This is a genomic window from bacterium (assembly GCA_004299235.1).
Taxonomy (GTDB): Bacteria; Chloroflexota; Dormibacteria; order Dormibacterales; family Dormibacteraceae; genus SCQL01.
Map to the genome: position 1 here is coordinate 114,524 of SCQL01000009.1, position 24,762 is coordinate 139,285.

Consider the following 24,762-nt stretch of genomic DNA (forward strand, 5'->3'; position numbering starts at 1 on the left):
TTAGCAGGGCTCATGCACCCGATCAGCGAACGGGCTGGAGCTTGCGCCAGACGACAAGCAGCGGCGCCGCGTTGAAGATGGAGCTGTAGGTGCCGGAGACGATGCCGATCATCAGTGCCAGTGCGAAGCCCTTCAGCGTGGTGCCACCGGCGATGAGGATGGCCGCGAGCACCAGGACGACGGTGAAGCTCGTGATGATCGATCGGTCGGCGGTCTGCATGATGCTGAGGTTCACCACCTGCTCGAAGGACAGGCGCTGACTGACCCGCAGGTTCTCGCGGATCCGGTCGAAGACGACGATGGTGTCGTGGACCGAGAAGCCGACGACGGTCAGCACCGCGGTGACGAAAAGGCTGTCGATCTCGCCGATGCGCAGGTCGAAGAACCTGCCCAGGATCGAGAAGATGCCCGTCAGCAAGAATACGTCGTGCAAGAGTGCCGCCAGGGCTGAGCCGCCGAACTGGAAGCCCGCCCGCCAGCCGCCCGGAACGTTGTGGAAGCGCCAGGCGAGCAGGGCCAGGATGGCCACGGAGGCGAGGAGCACAGCCAGGATGGCGAACTCGATCGTCTCGCCGGCGATGGTGCCGCCGACCTCGAGCACCTGCTGCACGACCATGGGACCGAGGCGGTTCTGCAGGTCGTCTTCGATGATCTTCTGCTGCTGCGGGGTCAGCGGCGGCGTACGGATGATGAAACCGCCGCCGCCGGTCTCGATCACCGACCCGTCGATGCTCTCGGCGGCCACGGCGCTCTCGACCTGCGCCGCGCTCGGGTGGTCGGAGAAATTGACCGTGAATTCGGTGCCGCCGGCGAAGTCGATTCCGAGGCGGAAGTGCAGCGTCGCCATGGAGAGGATGCCGGGGACGATGAGGAGCAGCGAGAAGGCGAAGAACCAGTTCCGGCGGCCGATGATGTTGAGCTTGCGCACGCGAGCCTCGCGTTTCGGCTCTTCCGTGATCTCCCCGGCGTCGACCTCTTCGGCAGCCGCCGCTCGTGGCGGCGCCAGGTCCTCAGACAGCTCGGACACGGTCCACCCCCAGCAAGGCGGGCTTGCGCAGTCCGCTCGAGGTGAGCACGATCGCGAGCAGGTTGTGGGTGACGACGATCGAGGAGATCAGGCTGGCGACGACGCCGATGCCGAGCGTGATCGCAAAGCCCTTGACCTGAGGCGGCCCGACGAAGCCAAGGATGAGGCAGGTGATGAACGTCGACGTGTTGGAGTCGCGGATCGCCGGCCACGCGCGGCGAACCGCGGCGTCGACGGCGGCCGGGATGGTGCGGCCGGCCCGGACCTCCTCTTTGAATCGCTCGAAGATCAGGACGTTGGCGTCCACCGCCATGCCCACCGAGAGGATGAACCCGGTGATGCCGGCCAGCGTCAAGGTCACCGGCACCACCTTGAACACCGCGAGGACGGCGGCCGCGTAGAAGAGCAGCGCGAGGCTCGCCAAGAGGCCCGGCACACGGTAGTAGACGATCATGAAGATGACGACGATCGAAAGGCCGAGAAGGCCCGCCGCCAGGCTGAGCTTCACCGACTCGGCGCCCAGGGTCGAGCCGACCTGGGTGACGTCGAGCACCTTGAGGTCGACGGGCAGCGAGCCCGAGTTGATGCCGGTGGCCAGGTCGGTCGCGCTCTGCTGGGTGAAGTTGCCGCTGATGGTGGCGTTGCCGCCGTCGATCTCCTGGATCGTGACCGGGTCGGTCAGGAACTTCCCGCAGACCGTGGTCGGCGTCGCGGTCGCAAGACACCCGGTGTCATAGGGCTGCGAGGCCTTGGCGACGTAGGCGGGGTCCTCCCAGTTGTCGATGTCCTTCTGAGTGAGATCGAGCCAGATCGCCAGGTGCCGTTGCGCACAGTTGGCGGCGGCGCTCGTGCTCACATCGCCCGGGCACGCGGCAACGTTGTTGCGGGTGAGGGTCGCGAAGGTATCCGCACCCCGTGAGGTGAAGCTGACGTTGACGACCCAGCTGACGCCGTTCTGGTCGATGGCGGCCGTGGCGCTCGTGATGTCGTCACCGGTCAGGCCGGAGAATTCCGGCCTGAAACCGGGTGCGGGTCCGCCCGTGACCTTGGGATCCGGCACCCACTTGGTGTAGACCAGCTTGGAGACTGCACCGATCGTTTTCTGCGCCTGGTCCGCGGTGACTCCGGCGAGATCGACCGTGATGCGGTCGTTGTTCGAACCGGCGCCTCGGATCTCGGGCTCGCTCACGTTGAGGGCGTTGACACGCTTGTTGATGACCTGGATGGTCCGCTGCTGGACGGCGGCGCGAGACTGCCCCGGCGGAAAGTTCGACAGCTGGTAGTCGATGTGAGTCCCGCCGGCCAGGTCCAGGCCGCGGTGGATGTAGAGCTGCCAGCCGCCGAAGTTGGGCGGCAGCCCCGCCACGTCGCCGGTCATCGGGTAGTGGTTGGCGATGCGGTAGATGTAGCCCGCGCCGTCGACGAAGATCGAAAACGCCAGGACAGCCACGATGAACAGGCGAACTGGCCAGCTGAGGACTAACTGCACGGCCGATCAGTCTACGGTGTGAAGGATGGCGCACGCCTTGCCGGCCCATGGCGCGTCACGGAGTACATGCGCAAGCCGGGAAAGCAAGCGGCCGCCTGGCAGTCGGCCGGCTAGCGGTGCCGGAAGAGGACGTTCAGCACCAGAGTCAGGAGCACTGAGAGGATGAGGCTGGTCGCGATCGGGATGTAGACGGTCGCGCCACCCCGGCGGATGACGATGTCGCCGGGCAGATGCAGGCGCCCAAAGAGCATGAGCGCGCCGCCCACAAGGATGAGGAGCACGCCGAACAGCAGGACGATCCGGCCGGCGTCTTGCACCTTCCTCTCAGAGTAGTCGCGTCTGCTGCGGTCCCGGATCGGGCGGGGTGATGCCGAGATGGCGGTAGGCGAGCTCGGTCGCGACGCGGCCGCGCGCCGTCCGGGCCAGGAACCCGACCTGGATGAGGTACGGCTCGTGCACGTCTTCGATCGTCTCCGGCTCCTCGGAGAGCGAGGTGGCGATGGTGTCGAGGCCCACCGGCCCGCCCTTGAACTTGGTGATCACCGTTTCGAGCAGTTGGCGATCGAGCGGCTCCAGCCCGATCTCGTCGATGTCGAGCATCGTCAGCGCCTGCCTGGTCGCGTCAGCGGTCGCCCGTCCGTCGCCCCGGACCTGCGCGAAATCGCGCACGCGGCGCAGCAGCCGGTTGGCGATGCGCGGTGTGCCCCGCGCGCGGCGCGCGATCTCGGCCACGGCGGCTTCGTGGATCTCGATGTCGAGGATTCGGGCGGACCGGCGCACGATGCTCTCCAGCTCGGCCTGGGTGTAAAAGTCCAGCCGGTACACGGCGCCAAACCGATCGCGGAGGGGGCCGCTCAGCAACCCCTGGCGGGTCGTCGCGCCGACGCACGTGAAATGCGGGAGCGGGAGGGTGGCCGCGCTGGCCCCCACGCCCTTGCCGAGCACGGCGTCAAAACGAAAATCCTCAAGCGCCGGATACAGGGATTCCTCGACCACGTTGTTGAGGCGGTGGATCTCGTCGATGAAGAAGACGTCGCGGGTGGAGAGGTTCAGGAGGATGGAGCCGAGCGCGCCCTGATGGTCGATGGCGGGACCGGAGCTCACCTTGATGGCGACTCCCAGCTCGTTGGCGATGATGTGGGCGAGCGTCGTCTTGCCGAGGCCCGGCGGTCCGCACAGCAGGACGTGCTCCACCGGCTCGCCTCGCCGCCGGGCCGCTTCCAGGAGGATGCTGAGGTTTTCGCGCACCTGCTGCTGGCCCACGTACTCGGACAGCAATCGGGGGCGGAGGGTGAGGTCGAACTGATCGTCGTCGGCGCGAGCGTCGAGTACGGGCTCGTCCTTGGGCGGCACGCCGGCTTTTCCCGTCACTTGCGTCCCAGCGCCTTGAGCGCGACCGCGAGCGCCTCTTGCGTGGATGGTGCCGTCTTCCAGTCCACCGACTCGAGGCCGGCCCGCGACTCCTGGGCTGAGAAGCCCAGGTTCCGGAGCGCGGACTCGACCGCCTTCGGCACCGCGCCATCGCCTGCCGCCGCGGCCGCTCGCGGCACGGCGTCCATCTCCGCCACGGCGTCGAGCCGCGGCTTGAGCTCGATGATCACCTTCGCCGCGGTGCGAGGCCCGACGCCGCTGGCGCGCCGGATCGGGGTGGGATCCTCGCTGACGATCGCACGCTTCAGGACCTCCAGGCTCGCCGCGCTCAGGATGTTGAGCCCGACGCGCGGGCCGACCCCGTCGACCTGGATGAGCAGCTCGAAGAGATCCAGCTCCTCGACCGTCGCGAAGCCGTAGAGGGCGAGCTGGTCCTCCCGGACCTGGGTGTGGATGTGGAGCCCGACCTCGCCGCCTGGCGGGGGCAGCGACTGGCGTGTCCCGGCCGCAACGCTCACCAGGTAGCCGACGCCGCCGACGTCCAGGACGACCAAGTCCGCGCCGACCCGGAGCACCGCTCCCCGGAGGTGCGCGATCACGAGGCGCCGGCCCGGCGCGCGTCCGGCGCGACGCTGGCCCCTGAGAAACGGCGGCTGCGCGCGTGACAGAGCGCGATCGCGATGGCGTCCCGCGCGTGGTCGTCGATCCGTCCCTCCGGCACGTTGACCTGGGCGCTGAGCATGCGCTTGATCTGAGCCTTGTCCGCATTGCCGTAACCGGTGAGGATCACCTTCACCTGGCTCGGCTTGTACTCGAAGACCGGGACGCCGCGCTCCTCGAGCACGGCGAGGATCGCGCCGCGCGCCTGTGCGACCCCGATCGCGCTCGTGGTATTGCGGCCCATGAACAGCTCCTCGAGCGAGGCTGCCGCGGGCGGGTGCTCGTCGAGCAGGCCGCGGAGGTGGCGGGTGATCGTCAGCAGGCGCGCGCCGTCGCGGCCGGGGCGGGTGACCACCGTGCTGCAGGCGAGCACCAGGTTGGGTTCGGATAGCAGCGCGAAGCCGGTGCCGGCGAGCCCGGGGTCGATTCCCAGGATCAAACGCCTGGAGGCGAACCGCGTTCCTGCTCCGCGGGCCCCTGCCTGGGGCTTCTCATCGCCGCGACCGGGAGTCGCCGGGAACCGCTCGCTGGGGGGACGGCCGGAGTCGATCCGGTCTGGTTGCGGCCCTTCACCTGATTTCATTCATACCTGAGCGGAAACCCGTTCCAGGACGTCGACTGAGATGTCGAAGTTGGCGTAAACCTGCTGGACGTCGTCGTCTTCTTCCAGTGACTCCATCAGCCTGAGCACCGCGACGGCCCTGTCCTCACCGACGGGCACCGTCTGCTTGGCCTGCATGGTGATCTCCGCGTTGTCGATCGAGACTCCGAGCGCCTCGATCGCCGCTTTGACCTTTTCGAAGGCCGCGGGCGGCGTGGTGACCTCGATCGACCCGCCGTCGACCTGCACGTCGTCAGCGCCAGCTTCGATGGCGGCCAGGCCGACCTCTTCCGCGTCGTTCTTGCCGGCGCCCGCCGTGATCACTCCCTTGCGCTCGAACATCCAGCCCACCGAGTTCGTCTCTCCGAGGTTGCCGCCGTGCTTGGCGAACCGGTGCCGGATGGAAGCGGACGTGCGGTTGCGGTTGTCCGTGAAGGCGTCGACCATGATGGCCACGCCGGCCGGGCCGTAGCCCTCATAGCGGACCTCCTCCAGCCTCTCGCCCGCGAGCTCCCCCGTCCCCCGCTTGATCGCGTTCTGAATGCGGTCGGCCGGCATGTTGATCTCGCGCGCCTTCTGGATGGCGAGGCGCAACCGGAAGTTGCCGTCAGGGTTGCCGCCCCCCTCCTTGGCCGCGATCGTGACCTCGCGGCTCGCGCGGGTGAACGCCTGGCCTCGCTTGGCGTCGACGATGGCCTTCTTGTGCTTGATGCCGGCCCATTTCGAATGCCCTGACATCGATCAGTTCCCTCCGAACATGCTTTCGATGATTTTATCGCAGCCGAATTCGAACGAAATTTCTCTTTCCGGCCTGGAGCGCATCGCCGTCCCGCAGCCCCGCGCCGGCAGCGGCCTTCTCGCCGTTGATCCGCACGCCTCCCTGATCGATCAGGCGCCGCGCGTCGCCGCGGCTCTTCGCGAAGCCGACCTCGACCAGCGTCGAGACCAGGTCGTCGGGCGCGTTCACGACCCGCTCGTCCATCTCCTCCGGCGCCTCGCGCTTGCGGAACCTGACCTCGAAGTCATCCTCGGCGCGCGCCGCGGCCTCCTCTCCATACAGCCGGCTCACGAGGCGCCGCGCCAGCGCCGCCTTGGCGTCCCGCGGCTTCATCGCCAGCACGTCAGCCTGCTGGCGGGTCGCCCAGCCGGAGACGAGCCGGACGTACTTCTCGGTCAGCCGGTCGGGGATCGACATCGTCTTGCCGTAGATCTGCTCCGGAAGCTCCGTCAGGCCGATGTAGTTGCCGAGCGACTTTCCCATCTTGAGCGCGCCATCGAGCCCTTCGAGCAGGGGGAAGACGGCGACGTCCTGCGGTTCCTGGCCGTAGGCCTTCTGGATCTCACGCCCGAAGAGCAGATTGAACAGCTGGTCGGTGCCACCGATCTCGATGTCGGCGCGCACCGCGACCGAGTCGTATGCCTGGTTGAAGGGGTACAGGATCTCGTGGGCGCCGATGGCCACGCCGGCCTTGAGCCGATCGGCGAAGTCCTCCCGCTGCAGCACCTGCTGCAGGGTCGCCTTGCCGAGCAGGCGCAGCACGTCGGCGGCGGCCATCTCCCCCAGCCATTCGGCGTTGCCATGCACCTCGGTGGTCTCGCGATCCAGGACCAGGAAGATCTGGTCGAAGTAGGTGCGCGCGTTGGCGTCGACCTGCTCGCGAGTCAGCATCGGGCGGGTTTCAGAGCGTCCGCTCGGGTCCCCGATCATCGCCGTGTAGTCGCCGACGATCAGGACGACGGTGTGCCCGTCGTCCTGGAACGCGCGCAGCGTGTCGAGGACGACGAGGTGGCCGACGTGAAGGTCGGGCGCGGTCGGGTCGAGGCCGAGCTTGACGCGCAACTTCTCGCCACGGGCGAGCCGCTGGCTCAGGTGCTCCTCGATATGGATCTCCACCGCCCGCTCACGCAGGCGCTGGAAGAGCTCAGTCGTCAAGCGGTTACGGGTTGACCGGGCCGGGCCCGAAGTAGATCTGCGGGTCTCCCGGCAGGACCGGCTGGAAGAGGCTGATCACCGGCTTGTCGATCTTGTTGACGGCGGTCACGGCGAAGCGTGACTCGTTGACCGTGTCGCGGATCCGCTGCTGTGTCTGATCGAGCTGCGCGCCGCCGAACGGATTGGCGGCCGCCTCGAGCTCGTACACGGCCAGGACGGAAAGGAAAACCGCGGTGAGCACACCGATGATGACTCCAAGCGTGCGGTTCAGGACGAGGGCTGGAATCTGAATCTGGCTGTGGGCGAGCTGGGTCGCGCCCTCGACGATGACCAGGACCGCGACCACAATGCCGAAGAAGCCGAAGATCCGGGCGTCGGGAGTCTCGAGGTTCGACGACTGCTGCAGGATCCCACCCGCCTGCAGGCCCATGTTGGTCGCCCCAAGAAACGCCAGGTACAGGACGACGAGCCCGATGGCCCGCCGAACCACGCCGGAAAAGAAGCCACCGACCCCGTAGCCGACGATGAGGACGATGGGCAGCAGGTCGAGCCAGTTCACTCTCTGAACCTTGCCCGGTGCCGTTTCTCCAGTCCGAACCTGATCTCCGCCATCACCTTGTCCACTTCGGCGTCCGTCAGGGTGCGCTCGGGGCTGCGGAAAGTCAAGGTGAAGGCGATGCTCTTGTGCCCCTCCGGAACCTGCGCGCCGTGATACTCGTCGAACGCGCGGGCCGCCTCCAGGAGGTCGCCCCCGGCTGCCTCGACGGCCGCCAGAAGAGCGCCCGCGTGGACGTGCCCCTCAACCACGACAGCCAGGTCGCGCTCCACCCCCGGGAAGCGGGGCAGCGGCCGCGCCCGCGGGATGCGCGACGCCGTGAGGACCGGTTCGACGTCGATCTCGAAGGCCACGAACCGGCCTTCGACCTTGGCGCCGGCGCCCACGGTCGGATGCAATTCCCCGAGGTAGCCGAGCAGGCGACCGTCGATGACGATGGCGGCGCACCGGCCGGGATGAAAGAGCTCCGCCGCGGCGCGATCGTAGGTGCAGGCGGGGGCGCCAAGCGAGCTGAGGCACGCATCGAGCACCGACTTCAAGGCGTAGAAGGCATCGCGTCCGGAATCAGACGTCGCGCCCGCGCTCGCCACCGCCGCGAGCCGGAGCGGCTCTTCGGGTTGGGTGTTCTTCTCGCCGACCCGCGCGAGGAAGGCGGTCGCCATCTCATACACGCGGACGCCGGCGCGGCCGCGGTCGCGATTCAGCGCCACCGCATTCACCAGCGATGGGAGGAGCGTCGTACGCAGCGTGTCCATGTCATCGCTGAGCGCGTTGGAGATGCGCAGGGCGTAGGCGGCAACGCGCAGGCGCTCCAGCTCGCGGCCCGAGACGAGCGCGGGATTCCAGGTCTCGGTGAACCCGGCGCCCGCCAGGACCTCTCGTGCCGGGTCGAGACGCCGGTCGACGCTCGGCACGGATGGAGTCCAGCTCTCGTGCCTGCGGCCGGGCAGCGTCGGCGGCACCCGGTCGTAACCGTAAACGCGGCCCACCTCCTCCACCAGGTCCTCAGGGATGCTCACGTCGAGCCGGAAGACCGGCGGCAGGACGTCCCATCGGCCGTCGCCGAGCACGCGCACGTGAAAGTGGAGGCGGTTGAGGATGGCCTCGGCTTCCTCGAGCGGCACGTGCACGCCCAGGACCTCATCGATGAGGGCGGGCCGCAGATTGATGCGCACCGGCTCCTGCGGTCTTGGATAGACGTCGGCCCATTCGCGATGCACGCTGCCACCCGCGAGCTCCGCGACGAGAGAGGCGGCGCGCCGGGCGCCGGCCAGCGCGAGCTCGGGCGGCAGGCCCTTCTCGAAGCGGGCCGAGGCCTCGGTGCGAAGCCCGACCGTCCGCGCGGTCTGCCGGACGCTGGGCCCGCTGAAAGTGGCCGACTCGACCAGCACGTCCGTCGTCGCCAGCGTCACCGCGGTCTCCTGGCCGCCGATGACGCCGGCGATGGCGACCGGCCTCTCGGCGTCGGCGATGACCAGCATGTCGGCGGTCAGGTCCCGGACGACGCCGTCGAGGCACAGGAGCTTTTCCCCGGGCTGGGCGTGGCGCACGTGAATCTCGGGCCCCGCCAGCTTCGCCAGGTCGAAAGCGTGCAGCGGCTGCCCGTACTCGAGCAGCACGTAGTTGGTGATGTCGACGATGTTGTTGATCGGTCGCACGCCACAGGCCCGCAAACGGCGCTGCAGCCAGTCCGGGCTCGGCCCCACCCTGACTCCCGTGACGACGCCGCCGATGTAGCGGCTGCACCGGTCAGGGTCGTCGATGCCGACCTTGACCAGGTCGCGGCCCGGCGGCTGGGCGGTGCCCGTGAACGCCGGCATGAAGTCACGCTTCAGCCGCCGGTCGAGGCCGGCGGCGAGCTCCCGCGCCACCCCGAGGTGACCCATGCAGTCGGGACGGTTGGAGGTGACCTCCGCTTCCAGGATCGCCTGGTTGGGGATCACCGACGTGAGCGAATCGCCGGGCGTGCCGCGCTCGAGGATGAGGATGCCGGAGTGATCGTCGCCGAGGAGCAGCTCGGCGGCCGAGCAGAGCATGCCGCTCGCTCTGTAGCCCGCGATGCTCATGTCCTTGACGAGCGTCCCGTTCGGCACCGTGGTCCCAGGCAGCGCCACCGGCACCAGCGAGCCCGCGACCGCGTTGGGCGCGCCGGCGATGATCTGCTCGACGCGGCCGCCCAGGTCGACCTGGTGCACCCACAGCGGATGACGCGACTTCGGGTGCGGGATCTGCTCCAGGATCCTCCCCACCACGATCTGGGACAGGTCGGTGACCGTGAGCGACTCGACCTCGACGCCCAGGCGCGTGAGCACCTCGGCCGCCTCCTTGGGCGTGATGCCTTCGAGGTCGACGAAGTCGCTCAGCCATTCGTAGCTGATCCTCACTAGAACTGCTCCAGGAAGCGGAGGTCGGATTCGTAGAAGAGGCGGATGTCGTCGACGTCGTGCTTGAGCATCGCCATACGCTCGATGCCGAAGCCCCACGCGTAGCCGTTCCAATGCTCGGGGTCGACGCCGCCGTTGCGCAGCACCTGCGGGTGCACCATGCCGCAGCCGCCGACCTCGAGCCAGCCCTTGTGGCGGCAGCTCCTGCAGCCCATGCCGCCGCAGATGCCGCACGACACGTCGAACTCGAAGCTCGGCTCGGTGAAGGGGAAGTAACTCGGCCGCACGCGCACCTTGCGCTCCTGGCCGTACAGCGACTGGATCATGAACAGCAGCGTGCCCTTCATGTCGCCGACCGTCAGGCCCCTGTCGACCGCGAGGCCTTCGACCTGGCTGAAGTACGGCAGCCGCGTCGCCTCGGGCGCGTCGCGGCGGTAGCACCTGCCCGGCGTGATGATGTAGATCGGCGGCTCCTTGATGCGCTGCATCGCCCGGATCTGCACCGGCGACGTGTGGGCGCGCAGGAGCAGTTCAGGGCTGAAATAAAACGAATCCCAGTTCTCACGCGCCGGGTGGCCGGCGGAGATGTTGAGGGCTTCGAAGTTGAACCACTCGGTCTCCACCTCGGGACCCTGCTCGACCTGGTAGCCAAGGCTCTCGAGGACGGTCTCGATCTGCCGCCGCACCTGGGTGAGGACGTGGATGTGGCCGCGGCCAAGAGGCGGCCCTGGGAATGTGACATCGACCGCCTCGGTCTCGGCGAGGTCCGCCAGGCGGCCGGCTTCCAGCTCCGCCCGCCTCGCCGCCAGCCCGGCTTCGATCGCACGTTTGGCCTCGTTGGCCGCCTGGCCGAGAGCGGCGCGCTCGGCCGGCGCCAGCTTGCCGATGCCGGACAGCAAGCCGCTGAGCCGCCCGCCCTTGCGCCCCAGATACTCGACCGCGATGGCCTCCAGCTCGGCATCAGTCTCCGCTTTCGCGATCGCCGTGAGCGCTGCGCCGCCGAGCGCTGCCGGATCGTTCATGCGACGCGCCGCCGCCGCACTTCGAAGAGGATGAGGGCCGCCGCCGCCGCCACGTTGAGCGACTCGACGCCTTCGCTCAGGTGCACCGTGACCAGCTTGAGATCGGACCGCGACAGCCCATGCGTCTCGCTGCCGAGCACGATCATGCCCGCATTCTCGATCGGCGTCTCGGCCAGCGGTGCTCCTCCGGAGGCGGCGGCCCCGTAGCCGTCCAGGCCCGCCAGGTCGCTCCAGGACGCATGCGCCACCGCCAGCCGGAACACGTTGCCCGCCGAGGCGCGGACCGCCTTGGCGCCGTAGGGGTCGGCCGAGCCCTCGAGCACCGCCAGCGCCGGCGCGCCCGCGGCGGCCGCCGTGCGGCAGATGGCGCCGACATTGCCCGGGTCCTGCACCCGGTCGAGGACCACCAGCGGCCAGCGCCGCTCACGGGCCGCGGCGATGGCCTCGCTCGGCTTCGACTCACGCACCCTCGCGATCGCAATCACGCCCTGCGGCGTGACCGTCTGGCTGAGGTCGCGAAAGAGCCCGCGGCTCAGCGTCACCCGCTTCGCGGCGGCGGCACGGCATTCATCGCCCTCCCGCACCACGAGCAGCTCCAGCGTCAGTCCGGCCGCTTCGGCCTCCGCGACCACGCGCGGACCTTCCAGGAGGGCGATGCCTGGCTCGCGCCGGCGGGCGAGCCGCCGCAACCTGCGCACGATCTCGTTCTCCGGGCTGAAGATCAGCTGCTCAGAGGGAGTTTTTCGCAACCTCCACCAGCCGAGCAAAGGAACCGCTGTCGCGCACGGCCAGGTCAGCCAGCACCTTGCGGTCGATCTCCACTCCGGCCTGGCGAAGGCCGTGCATGAGCTTGTTGTAAGGCAGCCCCGACTGTCGCGAGGCGGCGTTGATGCGCGCGATCCAGAGCTGCCGCATCTCACGCTTGCGGCGCCTCCGGTCCCGATACGCGTAGGCGAGGGCGTGCAGGACCGCCTCGTTGGCCGGGCGGAACAGCAGCTTCTTCGAGAGGCGGAAGCCCTTGGCGCGATCGAGGATCGCCTTGTGGCGTCTGTGGGCCGGGACTCCGCGCTTGATTCGTGCCATGTCTAAACTCCGAGCGCGCGGCGGACGGTCTTGCGGTCCGCCTTGGCCACCGGTTGATCGTTCTCGTAATTGCGCTTGCGCTTGGCCGACTTGTGCTGGAGGAGGTGGCTCTTCCACGCGCTGGCGCGCACGAGCTTGCCGTTCCGAGTCACCCGGATCCGCTTGGCGAGGCCCTTCTGGGTCTTGATCTTAGGCACTGGCGACCGGCTCCTTGGCGACGCCCTGCCGGCTTGGCGCCAGGATCATGAACAGGTTCTTGCCCTCGAGCAAAGGCTGGCGCTCGACGACCGCGAATGCGCGCGCGTCGTCGGCCACCCGGTCGAGAATCCTCCTCCCGATGTCCTGATGGACCATCTCGCGACCTCTGAACATGATCGTCACCTTCACCTTCTCACCGGCTTCGAGGAACTGCTTCAAACCCTTGAACTTGGTCTGGAAATCGTGCTCCGCCACCTTGGGGCGCAGCTTCATCTCCTTCAGCTTGATGACGTTCTGCTTGCGGCGCTGGTCCTTCTCTCGCTTGATGGTCTCGAACTTGTAGCGTCCGTAGTCCATCAGACGGCAGACGGGCGGGCTCGCTTGCGGCGCCACCTCGACGAGGTCGAGTCCTTTCTCGCTTGCGATGCGCAGAGCGGCGTCGAGGGAGAGCACTCCCAGCTGGTTATTCTGGTCATCGATCAGCCGCACTTCGGAGCTGCGGATCTGATCGTTGACCCTTAGCTCCTTAAACGAGATGAGACGTTACCTCGGCCAAACTCAGGGTCGTGCTATTCCTCCAAACCGCTAAATAAAACCAGGCGCTCAGGGCGCCCCTCAAACAAAAAACGGACAGCAGATGCGGTCCGTCTCTCACGTGCGCGATGCGCGTACCCCTTCGGCTGCCCTGGGGGTGAGGGTCGGCGCCCTGCTTCAGATGGAGGATGGTACCGGAAACGTAACCTGCTGCGCAAAGTGCCGTTGCAAATGTCGTGATCTCGTCTCACCGGACCTCTCCCCGGGGGGAGAGGGCATGGCTCGCCGGGCTGGCGCTCGCATCCATTTGCCTCGGCGCCTGCGGCGGCCGCCCGGGCGGGGCGGGGGATGCGGCGGCCGTGACCTCAGCCTCCCCGCAGGGCTCGCCGTCTCCCGCCCAATCAGGCTCCGGCTCGCCCGCGCCCGTGACCGCGGCGTTCGGTGTGCTCGTGAGCCCGGCCGACGGGCAGGACCTCTACACGGTCAGCCTGGTCGGCGTCGACGGCAAGGTCGTGGCCAGCGCCCAGGCGAGCAGCCCCGCCACCGTCAGCTGCGGCGACGCGGCCGCCGCGGTCCTGCCTTTGCCGGTCAGCACCAGCAACTCCCGCGCGTACTTCCTGGACGCCCAGGGTGCCGTGCGCTTCCTCGCCCCCGGCGGCGACACCGGCCGCGCCACCACGGTGCCCGCGGGCGCCGCCCGTCGAAGCATGTTCGCCGTCAGCCCGAATGACTCGCGCATCGCGGTGGTGGTGAACGACTACACGTCGAGCGGCGCGTCGACCAGGCTCTACGTCGAAGACCTGAGGGGTGGCGGCCATCACGTCGACATCTTCAGCGAGTCCGGTGTGTACACCCTGTGGCCGGCTGGCTGGCACGGCACCAACAACCTCGTGGTCGCCAAGGTCCCGGCCTGCACCCAGGGCGGCGGCCCGTTCTGCTGTGGGCCGCAGGAGCTGCACGTGATCGATCCCGCGACCGCCGTGCGCCGCTTCACCCTGGGCAGCCCGACCTGCAAGATCGCCGGACCGCCGTCGGCGGCCGGCGCCGTCTGCGAGACCGACGCCCAGGCCGACGTCGTCAACTGGACCGCGACCACCACACGCGCCTTCGCGATTCCAGGGCCGGCCTTCGCGTACATCTCCCCGAACGGCGACCAGGTGGCGCTGGTCGGTGGCGCAGACACGACCATCCAGGAGTCGAATCGGACCCTGGCCGGGCTCCAGGCCTGCGGCTGGATCGACGACACGCACGTCTTCTCGGGCGGCGACGCACAGCACCAGCCTCGTGTGGGCAACGTCACCACCGGCGGGGTGGTGCCCGTGGCCGCGCAGGGCCAGTGCGGCGGCCGCCTCCCGGGCGGACTCTAGCTCTCCGACCGACGCGCCCTTCGCTCGCCCGCTAGCGCCTGCGCTCGGCCACCTCGGTGGCGACCATGCCGGCAAAGGAGTCCAGTGACGAGTCGACCTGGTGGCCAGAGCGGTCGCGGATGTTGACGTGCCGGGTCTCCGCCTCTCGGGCGCCGACGATCGCCATGTAAGGCACCTTGCGCGCCTGCGCGTCGCGGATCTTGCGCTGCATGCGCTCCGATCGATCGTCGACCTCGACGCGGAGCCGCAGCGATCGCAGGCGAGCCGCCACGTCCTCCGCGTAATCACGCTGTGCGTCAGTGATGGGGATGATGATCACCTGGACCGGGTGCAGCCAGGTCGGGAAGGCCCCGGCGTACTGCTCGATCAGGTACGCGGTCATGCGCTCGAACGCGCCGAACGCACCGCGGTGGATCATCACCGGCCGCTGGCGCGAGCCGTCCTCGGCGACGTACTCCAGGCCGAACTTCTTGGGCAGCTGGTAGTCCACCTGCACGGTGTTGTTGGTGAATTCCCGGCGCATCGCGTCCTGGACCTGGAAGTCGATCTTCGGTCCGTAGAACGCCGCCTCGCCGACCCCAACCTTGTAGGGGAGGTTCAGGCTCTCGAGCGCCTCCCTCAACATCGCCTCCGCGCTCTCCCACTCGACGTCGCTGCCCGCCCACTTCGTCTTGACGTTGTCACGCAGCGAGAGCCGGTACCAGTAGTTCTCGACGCCGAGCACGCCCATGAAGTGGTTGGCGAGCTGGATGGCCCCGCGCACCTCCTCGACGACCTGGTCGGGAGTGCAGAAGATGTGCGCGTCGTTGAGGTTGAAGGAGCGCACCCGTACCATGCCCATCAGCTCGCCCGACTTCTCCAGCCGGTAGTTCTGTCCCAGCTCGGCGATGCGGAGCGGCAGGTCGCGATAGCTGTGGAGGTCGTGGCCGTACACCAGGATGTGATGCGGGCAGTTCATGGGCCGGAGCTCGAGCTCCTCTCCGTCCTCGAACCGCATCGGCGGAAACATGGTGTCGTGGAACAGTTCCCAGTGCCCGCTGGTGCGGTAAAGATCCAGCTTGGCGACGTGGGGTGTGATCACGTGCCGGTAGCCCCGCCTCAGCTCCTCGTCGACGATCCAGCGCTCAAGCTCCCGCCGGATGGTGGCGCCGTCGGGCAGCCAGATCACCTGGCCGGCGCCCACCCGCTCGTCGAGGGCGAAGAGCTTCAACTCCCGGCCCAGCTTCTTGTGGTCCCGCTTCTCCGCCTCCTCGAGGAACTTGAGGTAGTCGTCGAGCTCCTTCTGGGTCGGCCAGGCGGTGCCGTAGATGCGGGTCAGTTGCGGCTTCTTCTCGTCGCCGCGCCAGTAGGCGCCGGCGACCCGCAGCAGCTTGAACGCCTTCAGATCTCGGGTCGAGCTGACGTGCGGACCGCGGCAGAGGTCGACAAAGTCGCCCGTGCGATACACGCTGACGGCGTCCCCCGCGACCTTGTCCTCGATCAGCTCGAGCTTGTAGCCCTGGCCTCGCTTGCGGAACACCTCCATCGCCTGCTCACGCGACCACGTCTCCTGGACGAACGGCTGGTCCGCCTGGGCGATGCGCCGCATGCGCGATTCGATTGCCTTCAGCTCTGACTCGGAGATCGGCGTGCCGAAATCGAAGTCGTAGTAGAAACCATCCTGCACCGGTGGTCCGATGCCGTACTTGACATCCGGGTGCAGCTCCACCACCGCGGCGGCGAGCAGGTGCGCGGCCGAGTGCCGCAGCACGTGCAGCGGATCTTCGCTCGACTCGTGGTCGCCATACTCGGCCATAGGGTCGTCCAGTATATGGACGACTGTGAGCCAACCTAGATCCCCCCAACCCAGTGCCCCGCCCTACCCTCGCCTGCCGGCCGGTCGGTGAGGCCATGAATCCCACCGCCATCGTGGACGCGATCGGCTATCCCGCCGCCGGGCTCGGCATCCTCATCGAGAGCGCCGGCGTACCGTTCCCGGGCGAGGCGCTCCTGCTGGCAGCCGCCGCCTGGGCCGCCGCACGCCACCACTCGCTCGTCCTCGTCATCCTCTTCGCCTTTGCCGGCGCGACCGCCGGCGCCGATCTCGGTTACTACCTCGGCTATCGGGGCGGCAGGCCGTTCGTGGAACGTTTCGGCCGCATCTTTCGCATCCGCCCGGAGCACATCGCGCAGTCCGAGCAGTTCTTTGCGCGGCATGGCGACAGGGCGATCATCGCGGCCCGATTCGTGCTCGGGCTGCGGACCTGGGGGTCGATGCTCGCCGGCATGGCGCGCATGCCGTTCTGGCGATTTCAGCTCTTCAGCGCGTTGGGCGGGCTGGGCTGGGCCACCGTCATCGGCATCGCCGGTTACGCGCTCGGCAGCAACCTCGGCCTGCTCGAGGCGATCGTCCGCGACCTCGGCATCGGCGGCCTGGTCCTGGCCGTCCTCATTGCGGCGATCGTGCTTGTGGCTCGACGCCGCGCCGCCAGGCAATGACGATCGCCAGCCCCCCCGCGACCAGCAGCCCTCCCATGCCGCCGATGACGTGCGCGGTGCCGATGGTGTCCGAGAGCGCGGCGGCGACCAGCACCGGCAGCGCGGTCACGCCGTTGATGACCATGTAGAGGAGCGCGAAGACGCGGCCTCGGATCTCATCGCTGGTGGATTCCATCAGGTAGGTGACCGCGGGGATCATGATCGCGCCGAACTCGACGCCGAGGAGGAAGCTGAAGGCGGCGCCGGTGATCCGGCGGTGCACCTGCAGGTCGGGGAACTGGGTCATCGCCTGGGGTACCGCGGCCAGCGCGAGCATCGTCAACCCGTTGGCGACCAGCGACCCGGCCAGCAGCCGCGATCGGTCGAAGTGCCGGACGAACTGGCCGAGCAGCACCGCGCTGAGGATCGCCCCCGCCGTGGCCGGGCCGAGGATCACGTACGTGTCCTGGGCCGCGATGCCGATGACCCTGCTGACGTAGGCCGGCGCCAGCGTGAACAGCATGAAGAGCACCAGGACCGCGATGCTCACCTGGCCGAACGCCAGGAGCAGGCCGCGGGACGCGCGCAGGGCATCGACGCCCTCTTTGAGGTCGATGAGCATGTGGTGGAAGCGGCTTCGACTCGCCGACACCGGGGGCTCGGTGGTCCGCTGCAGCGGCGGGATGTCGGACGCGAAGATCAGCGTCCCGGCGATGACCAGGAGAACGACCGCGAACCAGTAGGGCGCATAGAGATCGATCCTGGACAGGATCGGCGCCAGCGCACCGCCGACGACCAGCGTCAGCACCATGGTCAGCAGCGCCATCGAGTTGGCGGTGATGAGCGCCGAGCGCGGCAGGATGGTCGGGATCACCGCCGCCTCGGCGGGACCGAACAGCTGGCCGACCGCGGAGAAGACAAGCGTGATCAGCAGCAGATGCAGGAAGTCGCCCCGCAGGCCCGGCACGAGCGCGGCCAGCGGGATCAGGGCCACCGCCGCGGCGCGGCCGAGGTTGCACCACAGCATGATCTGCTTGCGGTTCAACCGGTCGGCGATGACGCCCGCGGGCGGCGCGAACAGGACGGCCGGCACCGTGTAGGCGAGGAGCGTCACGGCCACGGGCGTGCTGCCGCCGGAGATGTGGTACGCAAGGATGATCAGCGAGAAGAGCAGGAACTTGTCGGCGAGCTGCGCGGCCAGCTGCGCGAACCAGATGTTTCGAAACGCGGTGTGACGCAACACCGCCCGAAAGCCGCCTGGACCTTCGACATCGAACCGGAACGGGACTTCCACGGACACTGAAGATTAGCCGCCGAACACGCGGTTGATCCCTTCCCACTCGCCCAGGCTGAGCGTCTGCGGCCGGCGTTGGGGATCGATGCCCAGCTCGTGAAGACGCCTGCCGGCTTCGGTGCTGCCGAGACCGCTCGTTCTTCCGAGCGCCCCTCCGAGCTGCTTCCGCCGGAACTGGAAGACGGCTTCGACGAGACGGAAGAAGGCGTCAAGGTCGGGCACGTCGACAGCGGGCCGGTCGCGCACTTCGAGAACGGCCAGGGCTGAATCGACGCGCGGCGGTGGATCGAAGGCCGACGCCGGGATCGTGAAGGCGATCCGCGGCTCCGCGAAGACCTGGACGGCGACGGTGGCGAGGCTGGCGCCGCCAGCCGCGGTCCACCGCTCCGCCACCTCCTTCTGGACGACCAGCGAGAGCCGGCGCGGTCGCGGCGCGCGGTCGAGCAGCTTGCGGATCAAAGCGCCGGTGATGTTGTACGGAATGTTTCCGGCGACGACCTCTCCCCCGTCCGGGAAGCTCGCGCGCGCATCGAACTTGAGGATGTCGGCCTGCGCGACCTCGACGTTGGCGTGCGTCGCGACGACCTCGCGCAGCGCCGGCAACAGCCGCCGGTCGAGCTCGACCGCCAGCAGGCGGCGGCATCGCGGTGCGAGCGCCAGGGTCAGCGTCCCGACCCCCGCACCGACTTCGAGCACGTCATCCTCCGATGTGATGCGCGCCGCCTCCGCGACCGCGTCACGCACCGCGGCATCGACCAGGAAGTTCTGACCGAAGCTGTGCTTGCGATCGATTCGATGACGCTGGAGCAGCCGCGTCAGCTGGCCGGGGTCCGCCGGGTCGATCACCGGCTAGCCCGCGGCGGCGGGCTCACCGCATCCTGCGGAACAGCGCGAGCGCGTTCGCGCTCTCCTGGTCCGCGAGCTGCGCCAGGGTGACCCCGCGCAGCTCGGCCACGAGCTCGGCGGTGTCGATCAGATACGCCGGCCGGTTGGGCACCCCCATGCGCTTTTGCGCGTTGCCGAAAGGCGAGTCGGTCTCGAGGAGGAGACGGTCGGCCGGACACCGCTTGGCTACGTCGCGCAGGGCGTGACGGCTGGGCCGGGTCACGAGGCCGGCGAATGAGAGAGCAAAGCCGAGGGCCAGGAAGCGCTCGGCCCACTCCCATCCGAGCGCGAAGTAGTGCATGGCACCGCGAAGGCCTGGGTGAGCGGTCATCGCCTGCAGGAGCTCGGTGTTGGCGCCGCGGTTGTGGATCGAAACCGGAAGGTCGAGCTCCACCGCCAGCGCGAACAGCTGATGCAGGCGAGCCACCTGGACTTCGTGCGGAGGGCCGTCCGCCGCTTCGAAATCCAGGCCCACCTCCCCGATGACCACGACGCGCTCGTCCGACGCCAGCTCGCGCAGGGCGTCCAGGTCCGGGTCGCAGGCTTCCGTCGGATAGTGCCCGACCCCGGCCCAAACCTCCGGATGCCGGCGCGCCAGCGCGACCGCCGCGCGGCTTCGGTCGAGGTCCACGCCCATGGCGATCAGCCGCGTCACGCCGGCGGCGCCGGCCTGCTCCACCACCTCCCGCGACTCTCCAAGCTCCTCGAGGTGGAGGTGCGTATCGACGAAGTGAAGGGCTACGTGGAAGCTCCTTCCATCCGCGCCAGCTCTTCGTCGACGACCTTCTCGTCCAGCTTCTTGTAGAGCGCCTGCGGGGTGCGGAGCTTCTGGCCGGCCGCCAAGCCGGTCGGCTTCCAGGCCGCTTCGTGCGCATACTCGCCCGCGAGCACCGAGTGTGATCGACCGTCCTCCACGTACTCGCGGACCTCGGGTTGCGGCGCGATGACCCCGTCGTGGCCGAGCATCTCGTGCAGGCGCTGCGAGGTGAACGGCAGCACCGGTGTGAAGAGCACCTTCAGATTGTCGACGCAGCGCAGCGCGACGTGAAGCACCGTCCCGGCACGCTCCCGGTCCGTCTTGATCGTGTGCCACGGCTGCTCCTCGCCGAGGTACTGGTTGACCAGGGCCGCCAGGCGCATAGCCTCGGTCACGCCGGCTTTGAAGCGCGCCCCATCGAAGAGCTCGCCGACGGAGTCGAATCCCGACTCGACCGCCGCCAGCACCTCGCGGTCCCGCGGCGTGAGGTCGCCGGCCGGTGGCACCTCGCCGAAGTTCCGATGGGCGTTGACCAGCGTCCGGTGGACGAGGTTGCCCCACGTGCCGACCAGCTCGTCGTTGTTGCGGCGCACGAACTCCGACCAGGTGAAGTCGGTGTCCTGCGTCTCCGGTCCCGCGATCGCGAGGTAGTAGCGAAGCGGGTCCGGGTCGTAGCGCGAAAGAAAGTCGCCGACCCAGATCCCGACCCGCCGGCTGCGGCTGAACTTGTTGCCCTCCATGTTGAGGTTCTCGGTCGCGACGATGTCGTAGGGCAGGTTGAGGTCGCCCGCGCCCAGCAGCATCGCCGGCCAGATGATGGTGTGGAAGATGATGTTGTCCTTGCCCATGAAGTAGTAGTGGCGAGCGCCGGCGTCCTTCCACCACCGCTTCCAGGCGTCGGGATCGTCGTGGACCGACGCCCACTCGACGCTGGCGGACAGATAACCCACCACCGCGTCGAACCACACGTACAGGCGCTTCATGTCGAGGTCCTTCCAGCGCGGCAGCGGGATCGGCACGCCCCAGTCGATGTCGCGGGTGATGGCTCGCGGCTTGAGCTCCGAGACGAAGTTGGCGGCGAACGCCCGCACGTTGGGCCGCCATTGGTCCTGCTTGGCGATCCAATCCCGCAGCTCGTCGGCGAACGCCGGCAGCTCGAGGTACAGGTGCTCGGTCTCGCGGAACTCGGGCACCTCGCCGTTGACCTTCGAGCGGGGATCGATGAGATCCACGGCATCCAGCTGGTTGCCGCAGTTCTCGCACTGGTCGCCACGTGCGTCCTTGAAGCCGCAGATGGGACAGGTGCCCTCGAGATAGCGGTCGGGCAGGGTGCGCCCGGTGCTCGGTGAGATGGCGCCGATGCTCATCCGCGCGACGATGTAGCCCTTTTCGTAGAGCGTCGAGAACAGGCCCTGGACGACGCGGTGGTGGTTGGCGGTGGACGTCTGCGTGAAGAGGTCGTGGGTCACGCCGAGGTTTTTCAGGTCGCCGACGATGACGTCGTGGTAGCGCCTGACCACCTCCGCCGGGGAGATGCCTTCGCGGTCCGCCTCGGTCGTGATCGGCGTGCCGTGGTCATCGGTGCCGCTGACCATCAGCACCTCGTTGCCGCGCAGGCGGTGATAGCGCGCAAAGATGTCCGGCGGCACGCCGATGCTGGACACATGTCCGAGGTGTCGCGGGCCGCTCGCGTACGGCCAGGCGACGGCGATGAGGATTTTTTCAGGCACGCGGGGTTCGGGCTTTGCCACTGATGACCAGGGTAATTTCACCACGCACGTTGTCGCCGAGCGCGGCGCCCACCTCGGCGGCCGTGCCGCGCAGCAGCTGTTCGTGCAGTTTGGTGAGCTCTCGCGCGAGGGTGAGCTGACGGTCGGGCAGGACCTCGGCGAGCAGCGCCAGCGACTTACGCGCGCGGTACGGGGATTCGAACGCGACCGCGGGTCGCGGATCGTCGATCAACGTGGCGAGCAGGCGGCGCATCTCCCCCGGCTTGCGTGGCAGGTAGCCGAGGAAGCTGAACCCGGGTCCGCCATAACCGGCAATCGAAAGCGCCGCGGTGACGGAGCTCGGTCCCGGGATCGGCACGACGGTGTGACCCGCCTCCCAGGCGGCGGTGACCAGCACTTGGCCCGGGTCCGACACGCTCGGCGTGCCGGCGTCGCTGACCAGCGCGACGTCGTGCTCGTCGAGGGCGGCCAGCACGCGGGGCAGTCCGCGCCGTTCGACCGGGGCGCGATAGCTGATCAGTGGCTTGCGGATGCCGTGGCGGCCGAGCAGCCGTGCCGTGACGCGCGTGTCCTCGGCCGCGATGGCGCCCACCTCGGCCAGGACTCGCAGCGCGCGAGCCGAGACGTCTTCGAGGTTGCCGATTGGAGTGGCCACGACGAACAGGCGGCTCACGCGCGGTCGAGCCAGCGGCCGACCCGGTCCGCGATCTCGCCGGCGGGCCCGACGAAGCGCGACGCCGGCGGCAGGACGTCGAGGAAGGCCTTGCCGTAGTCGCGGCCGAGGATCCGGTGGTCGAGGATGACCACCGCTCCACGATCCGTGGAACGGCGGATCAGGCGGCCGAATCCCTGCTTGAGCTTCAACGCGGCCTGGGGCAGAGCCAGCTGGGTGAACGGCTCGCGCACCTGCTCCGCGCGTGCGGCGTAGACCGGCTCGGTCGGGACCGGAAACGGCAGCCGCACCATGATCACGCAGCTCAGCCGCTCACCCGGCACGTCTATGCCTTCCCAGAAGGTCGCCGTGCCGAGCAGCAGCGGTCGCTCGGCCTCCTCGAAAGTCTTGAGCAGCTGGCGCCGCTGGCCGTCGATTCCCTGGCCGAGGATGAGGACCTCGTCGAGGTCGACCCGATGCTTGAGGGCCGCGTGCACGTCGCGAAGCTGACGATGCGAGGTGAAGAGCACGAGCGTGCGGCCGCCGACCCGTCGTGCCACCGCGGCGACGACCTCTTCGACCCGGCGGTCGAAGCCTTCGTGCTCGGGAAACGGGAAGTCGGTGGGCAGGCAGACGAGCGCCTGGTGGAGGAAGTCGAACGGGGACGGCAGGATCAGCTCCTCGATCTCGGTGTCGAGGCCGACCCGCGAACGGAAGTAGCTGAAGCTGCCGCCGACGGCAAGGGTGGCCGACGTGAACACGGTCGATCGCCGCTCCGCGTAAACCCGCTCACGAAGCAAGGAGCCGACGTTGACGGGGGCCGCGCGCAGCACCAGGTTCTCGGTGCGCGCGATCAGGGTGAACCAGTGGACGCGATTGGGGTCCGGTGTCAGCAGCGCCTCGTCGAGCAGCGCCGTCGCTCCCTGCAGGCGGCCCCTGATGATCTCCAGCTCGCGCACGCCCTGGTCCGGTTCGGCGCCCCCCAGCCACTCACGCGAGGCGCCGACGGCACGCCGCAGAGCGCCGTCCAGGGCGGCCAGGGCGGTCACCGCGTTCTCGCCGGCGAGCCGGATCGGCAGCCAGCCTTCGTCCTCGCGTAGCACGGGCGTGAGGCGCAGCGAGTCGTCCCTGCGCTCGGAGTCGCCGAGCCGCGCCCCGATCCAGCCCGCCGCCGAGGCGAACAGCTCACGGACGCGCGCGCCCGCCGACAGGCTGAGCGGTACCGCCTGGCCGAGGGCGTCCTCCGACGCGCCGAGGTGCGGCTGCCGCCGCAGCTCCTCGAGCAGGCCGCCGCCACGCTCGGCCGCGCCGGCGCCCGCCAGCCGGTCGATGAGCGCGAGCAGCCCGGGGCCGTCCACCTCCTGGCGCAGGCCGCGCGTCGCCGCCTCTTCGAGATGGTGGGCCTCGTCGACGACCAGGTGGTCGAACTCCGGCAGCAGCCCGCCCCCCACCTCGGCGTCGGCCAGCAGCAGGGCGTGGTTGACCACCACCAGGTCCGCCGCCTCCGCCTCGGCGCGGGCGCGGTGCACGTAGCAGTCCTCCTTCGTGCAGTGGATGCCGACGCAGTCGAGCGGATCGGAGGCGATGCGGGCCCACAGGACCTCCTCGCGACCGTGGAGCCGCAGCTCGGAACGATCGCCGCTTTCGGTCGTGTGCAGCCAGATCAGGATCTTGAGCTTGAACCGCAGCTCCTCGGGGTCCGGGCACGGTTCGGCGAGATAGCGGCGCCAGCGGCGCAGCGAGACATAGTTGGACCTGCCTTTGAGAAGGCACGCCTTGAAGTCCCACGGCAGCCATTCGCGCAGCCCCGGCAGGTCCTTGCCCATGAGCTGCTCCTGGAGCGTGTGCGTGTTGGTGGAGACGACCGCCCGCTCGCCGTGACGCACGGCGCGCGCGATCGAGGGCAGCAGGTAGGCGAGGCTCTTGCCGGTGCCCGTGCCGGCCTCGACGACAAGAGTGCCGCCGCGCGCCTGGATCTGGGCGACCGCCAAGAGCATCTGCAGTTGGGATTCGCGGTGCTCGTAATCGGGAAGGACGCCCGCCAGCGGGCCCTCGGGTCCGAGCAACGCGGCCACCAGCTCCGGGTCGTCGGGGGGTAGATCGGCGGGTTCTCGACGGCCGGCGGAATCCGCGCGTTCGGCCGGCGCGGGCACGGGATCCGGGTTCGGCGCCGTGAGCGCGTCGGCGAAGAAGCGCGCGATCGACCAGCCGTATGGGGCGACGAGCGCGAGCATCGATTCCTTGAGCGCCTCATCGAGCGCCGCCGCCTCTTCACGCAACCGCAGCAGCAGCTGGCGGGTGGCGTCGGCGTCGTCCAGCGCACGGTGCGGCCTCGGCTGCGTGAAACCCATCTCGGTCGCCAGCAGAGGCAGGCTGTGGCTGGCGGCCGACGGCAGCAGGATGCGCGCCACATCGAGCGTGTCGAGGATGTCCTGCGCCGGGTCCCAGAGGCCGGCCGCGGTGAGGAAGTCGACGTCGAGGCGGGCGCCGTGCCCGACCGGCTGGCGGCCGCGCAGGAACTCGGCCAGCTCGCCCAGGGCGGATTGGGCGCTGGCCGCGCCGCGCAGCTCCTCCTGCTTGATGCCGGTCAGGCGCAGCACGGTCTCCGGCACCGCCCGCCCCGGATCGACCAGCCGCTCGAGGGTGGTGCTGACGCGATCGGGAGTGAAGGCCACCGCGCCGACCTCGATCACTCTGTCTCGGGCCGGATCGAGACCGGTGGTCTCGAGGTCGAGAGCTGCGTATTCCGGCACCGGTGTCCC

The 24,762-nt window shown here is 68.9% G+C and carries 24 protein-coding genes; 2 read left to right on the forward strand and 22 right to left on the reverse strand.

What is annotated here, in order from left to right:
• Nucleotides 1-22: 22 nt before the first annotated feature.
• The 15 genes from secF to EPN29_03305 form a co-directional block, all read right to left on the reverse strand.
• Nucleotides 23-1,027 (reverse strand): protein translocase subunit SecF, encoded by a 1,005-nt coding sequence (gene secF, locus EPN29_03235; GenBank protein TAN34391.1) that lies wholly within the window; start codon nucleotides 1,025-1,027, stop codon nucleotides 23-25.
• A complete protein-coding gene (gene secD / locus EPN29_03240) occupies nucleotides 1,011-2,516 on the reverse strand; it encodes a protein translocase subunit SecD (GenBank protein ID TAN34392.1) in 1,506 nt (501 codons plus the stop codon). The genes secF and secD overlap by 17 nt, the downstream gene beginning before the upstream one ends.
• A gap of 110 nt (nucleotides 2,517-2,626) precedes the next feature.
• Nucleotides 2,627-2,815, reverse strand: a complete 189-nt coding sequence (locus EPN29_03245; GenBank protein ID TAN34523.1) for a DUF2905 domain-containing protein — start codon at nucleotides 2,813-2,815, stop codon at nucleotides 2,627-2,629.
• A gap of 25 nt (nucleotides 2,816-2,840) precedes the next feature.
• Nucleotides 2,841-3,869: a Holliday junction branch migration DNA helicase RuvB gene (ruvB, locus tag EPN29_03250; GenBank protein ID TAN34524.1), complete on the reverse strand. Its 1,029-nt coding sequence runs from the start codon at nucleotides 3,867-3,869 to the stop codon at nucleotides 2,841-2,843.
• Between the two features lie 14 nt (nucleotides 3,870-3,883).
• Complete coding sequence (ruvA, locus tag EPN29_03255) at nucleotides 3,884-4,555, reverse strand: Holliday junction branch migration protein RuvA (GenBank protein ID TAN34393.1); 672 nt, start codon at nucleotides 4,553-4,555, stop codon at nucleotides 3,884-3,886.
• A complete protein-coding gene (locus EPN29_03260; protein ID TAN34394.1) occupies nucleotides 4,483-5,130 on the reverse strand; it encodes a crossover junction endodeoxyribonuclease RuvC in 648 nt (215 codons plus the stop codon). The genes ruvA and EPN29_03260 overlap by 73 nt, the downstream gene beginning before the upstream one ends.
• Entirely contained in the window at nucleotides 5,131-5,886 is a 756-nt protein-coding gene (locus EPN29_03265) for a YebC/PmpR family DNA-binding transcriptional regulator (protein ID TAN34395.1), read from the reverse strand.
• Nucleotides 5,887-5,920: 34 nt separating this feature from the next.
• Entirely contained in the window at nucleotides 5,921-7,081 is a 1,161-nt protein-coding gene (locus tag EPN29_03270) for a tyrosine--tRNA ligase (GenBank protein ID TAN34396.1), read from the reverse strand.
• Nucleotides 7,082-7,085: 4 nt separating this feature from the next.
• Nucleotides 7,086-7,640 carry a CvpA family protein gene (locus EPN29_03275; GenBank protein TAN34397.1) on the reverse strand — a complete coding sequence of 185 codons (555 nt, stop codon included), beginning with the start codon at nucleotides 7,638-7,640 and terminating at the stop codon, nucleotides 7,086-7,088.
• The gene (locus EPN29_03280; protein TAN34398.1) at nucleotides 7,637-10,135 is read right to left on the reverse strand and encodes a phenylalanine--tRNA ligase subunit beta; all 2,499 of its coding nucleotides are present in this window, start codon (nucleotides 10,133-10,135) and stop codon (nucleotides 7,637-7,639) included. Before EPN29_03280 ends, EPN29_03275 begins: the two co-directional genes overlap by 4 nt.
• Nucleotides 10,021-11,043: a phenylalanine--tRNA ligase subunit alpha gene (locus EPN29_03285; protein ID TAN34399.1), complete on the reverse strand. Its 1,023-nt coding sequence runs from the start codon at nucleotides 11,041-11,043 to the stop codon at nucleotides 10,021-10,023. The genes EPN29_03280 and EPN29_03285 overlap by 115 nt, the downstream gene beginning before the upstream one ends.
• Nucleotides 11,040-11,963 carry a hypothetical protein gene (locus EPN29_03290; GenBank protein TAN34400.1) on the reverse strand — a complete coding sequence of 308 codons (924 nt, stop codon included), beginning with the start codon at nucleotides 11,961-11,963 and terminating at the stop codon, nucleotides 11,040-11,042. Before EPN29_03290 ends, EPN29_03285 begins: the two co-directional genes overlap by 4 nt.
• Nucleotides 11,773-12,126, reverse strand: coding sequence for a 50S ribosomal protein L20 (locus EPN29_03295; GenBank protein TAN34401.1), 354 nt, complete (start codon nucleotides 12,124-12,126; stop codon nucleotides 11,773-11,775). Before EPN29_03295 ends, EPN29_03290 begins: the two co-directional genes overlap by 191 nt.
• Before the next feature lie 2 nt (nucleotides 12,127-12,128).
• Nucleotides 12,129-12,323: a 50S ribosomal protein L35 gene (locus EPN29_03300; protein ID TAN34402.1), complete on the reverse strand. Its 195-nt coding sequence runs from the start codon at nucleotides 12,321-12,323 to the stop codon at nucleotides 12,129-12,131.
• Nucleotides 12,316-12,861: a translation initiation factor IF-3 gene (locus EPN29_03305; GenBank protein ID TAN34403.1), complete on the reverse strand. Its 546-nt coding sequence runs from the start codon at nucleotides 12,859-12,861 to the stop codon at nucleotides 12,316-12,318. Before EPN29_03305 ends, EPN29_03300 begins: the two co-directional genes overlap by 8 nt.
• Before the next feature lie 422 nt (nucleotides 12,862-13,283).
• Here EPN29_03305 and EPN29_03310 point away from each other — a divergent pair, with 422 nt between their 5' ends.
• Nucleotides 13,284-14,225 carry a hypothetical protein gene (locus EPN29_03310; GenBank protein TAN34404.1) on the forward strand — a complete coding sequence of 314 codons (942 nt, stop codon included), beginning with the start codon at nucleotides 13,284-13,286 and terminating at the stop codon, nucleotides 14,223-14,225.
• A gap of 31 nt (nucleotides 14,226-14,256) precedes the next feature.
• Here the strand turns inward: EPN29_03310 and thrS are convergent, their stop codons facing one another.
• On the reverse strand, nucleotides 14,257-16,020 hold the full coding sequence (gene thrS / locus EPN29_03315; protein ID TAN34405.1) for a threonine--tRNA ligase: 1,764 nt from the start codon (nucleotides 16,018-16,020) through the stop codon (nucleotides 14,257-14,259).
• A 53-nt stretch (nucleotides 16,021-16,073) separates the two neighbouring features.
• On the opposite strand from thrS, the gene EPN29_03320 reads away from it, so the two are divergent.
• Nucleotides 16,074-16,703, forward strand: coding sequence for a DedA family protein (locus EPN29_03320; protein ID TAN34406.1), 630 nt, complete (start codon nucleotides 16,074-16,076; stop codon nucleotides 16,701-16,703).
• Here the strand turns inward: EPN29_03320 and EPN29_03325 are convergent.
• From EPN29_03325 to EPN29_03350, 6 genes are read right to left on the reverse strand one after another with little or no spacing between them, the layout of a single operon-like run.
• On the reverse strand, nucleotides 16,654-17,982 hold the full coding sequence (locus tag EPN29_03325) for an MFS transporter (GenBank protein TAN34407.1): 1,329 nt from the start codon (nucleotides 17,980-17,982) through the stop codon (nucleotides 16,654-16,656). The genes EPN29_03320 and EPN29_03325 overlap by 50 nt on opposite strands.
• A 6-nt stretch (nucleotides 17,983-17,988) precedes the next feature.
• The gene (rsmA, locus tag EPN29_03330; GenBank protein ID TAN34408.1) at nucleotides 17,989-18,822 is read right to left on the reverse strand and encodes a ribosomal RNA small subunit methyltransferase A; all 834 of its coding nucleotides are present in this window, start codon (nucleotides 18,820-18,822) and stop codon (nucleotides 17,989-17,991) included.
• 22 nt (nucleotides 18,823-18,844) lie between these two features.
• On the reverse strand, nucleotides 18,845-19,954 hold the full coding sequence (locus EPN29_03335; protein ID TAN34409.1) for a TatD family deoxyribonuclease: 1,110 nt from the start codon (nucleotides 19,952-19,954) through the stop codon (nucleotides 18,845-18,847).
• Entirely contained in the window at nucleotides 19,600-21,348 is a 1,749-nt protein-coding gene (metG, locus tag EPN29_03340) for a methionine--tRNA ligase (GenBank protein ID TAN34410.1), read from the reverse strand. Before metG ends, EPN29_03335 begins: the two co-directional genes overlap by 355 nt.
• Entirely contained in the window at nucleotides 21,341-22,195 is an 855-nt protein-coding gene (rsmI, locus tag EPN29_03345; GenBank protein TAN34411.1) for a 16S rRNA (cytidine(1402)-2'-O)-methyltransferase, read from the reverse strand. The genes metG and rsmI overlap by 8 nt, the downstream gene beginning before the upstream one ends.
• Nucleotides 22,018-24,753 carry a hypothetical protein gene (locus EPN29_03350; protein TAN34412.1) on the reverse strand — a complete coding sequence of 912 codons (2,736 nt, stop codon included), beginning with the start codon at nucleotides 24,751-24,753 and terminating at the stop codon, nucleotides 22,018-22,020. Before EPN29_03350 ends, rsmI begins: the two co-directional genes overlap by 178 nt.
• Between the last annotated feature and the right edge of the window lie 9 nt (nucleotides 24,754-24,762).

What these genes read in the sequence shown, in the direction of transcription:
- EPN29_03285 (TAN34399.1), bottom strand. Translation starts at nt 11,043, where the DNA reads ATGAACGATCCGGCAGCGCTCGGCGGCGCAGCGCTCACGGCGATCGCG.
- EPN29_03295 (TAN34401.1), bottom strand. Translation starts at nt 12,126, where the DNA reads ATGGCACGAATCAAGCGCGGAGTCCCGGCCCACAGACGCCACAAGGCG.
- EPN29_03260 (TAN34394.1), bottom strand. Translation starts at nt 5,130, where the DNA reads ATGAAATCAGGTGAAGGGCCGCAACCAGACCGGATCGACTCCGGCCGT.
- thrS (TAN34405.1), bottom strand. Translation starts at nt 16,020, where the DNA reads ATGGCCGAGTATGGCGACCACGAGTCGAGCGAAGATCCGCTGCACGTG.
- EPN29_03265 (TAN34395.1), bottom strand. Translation starts at nt 5,886, where the DNA reads ATGTCAGGGCATTCGAAATGGGCCGGCATCAAGCACAAGAAGGCCATC.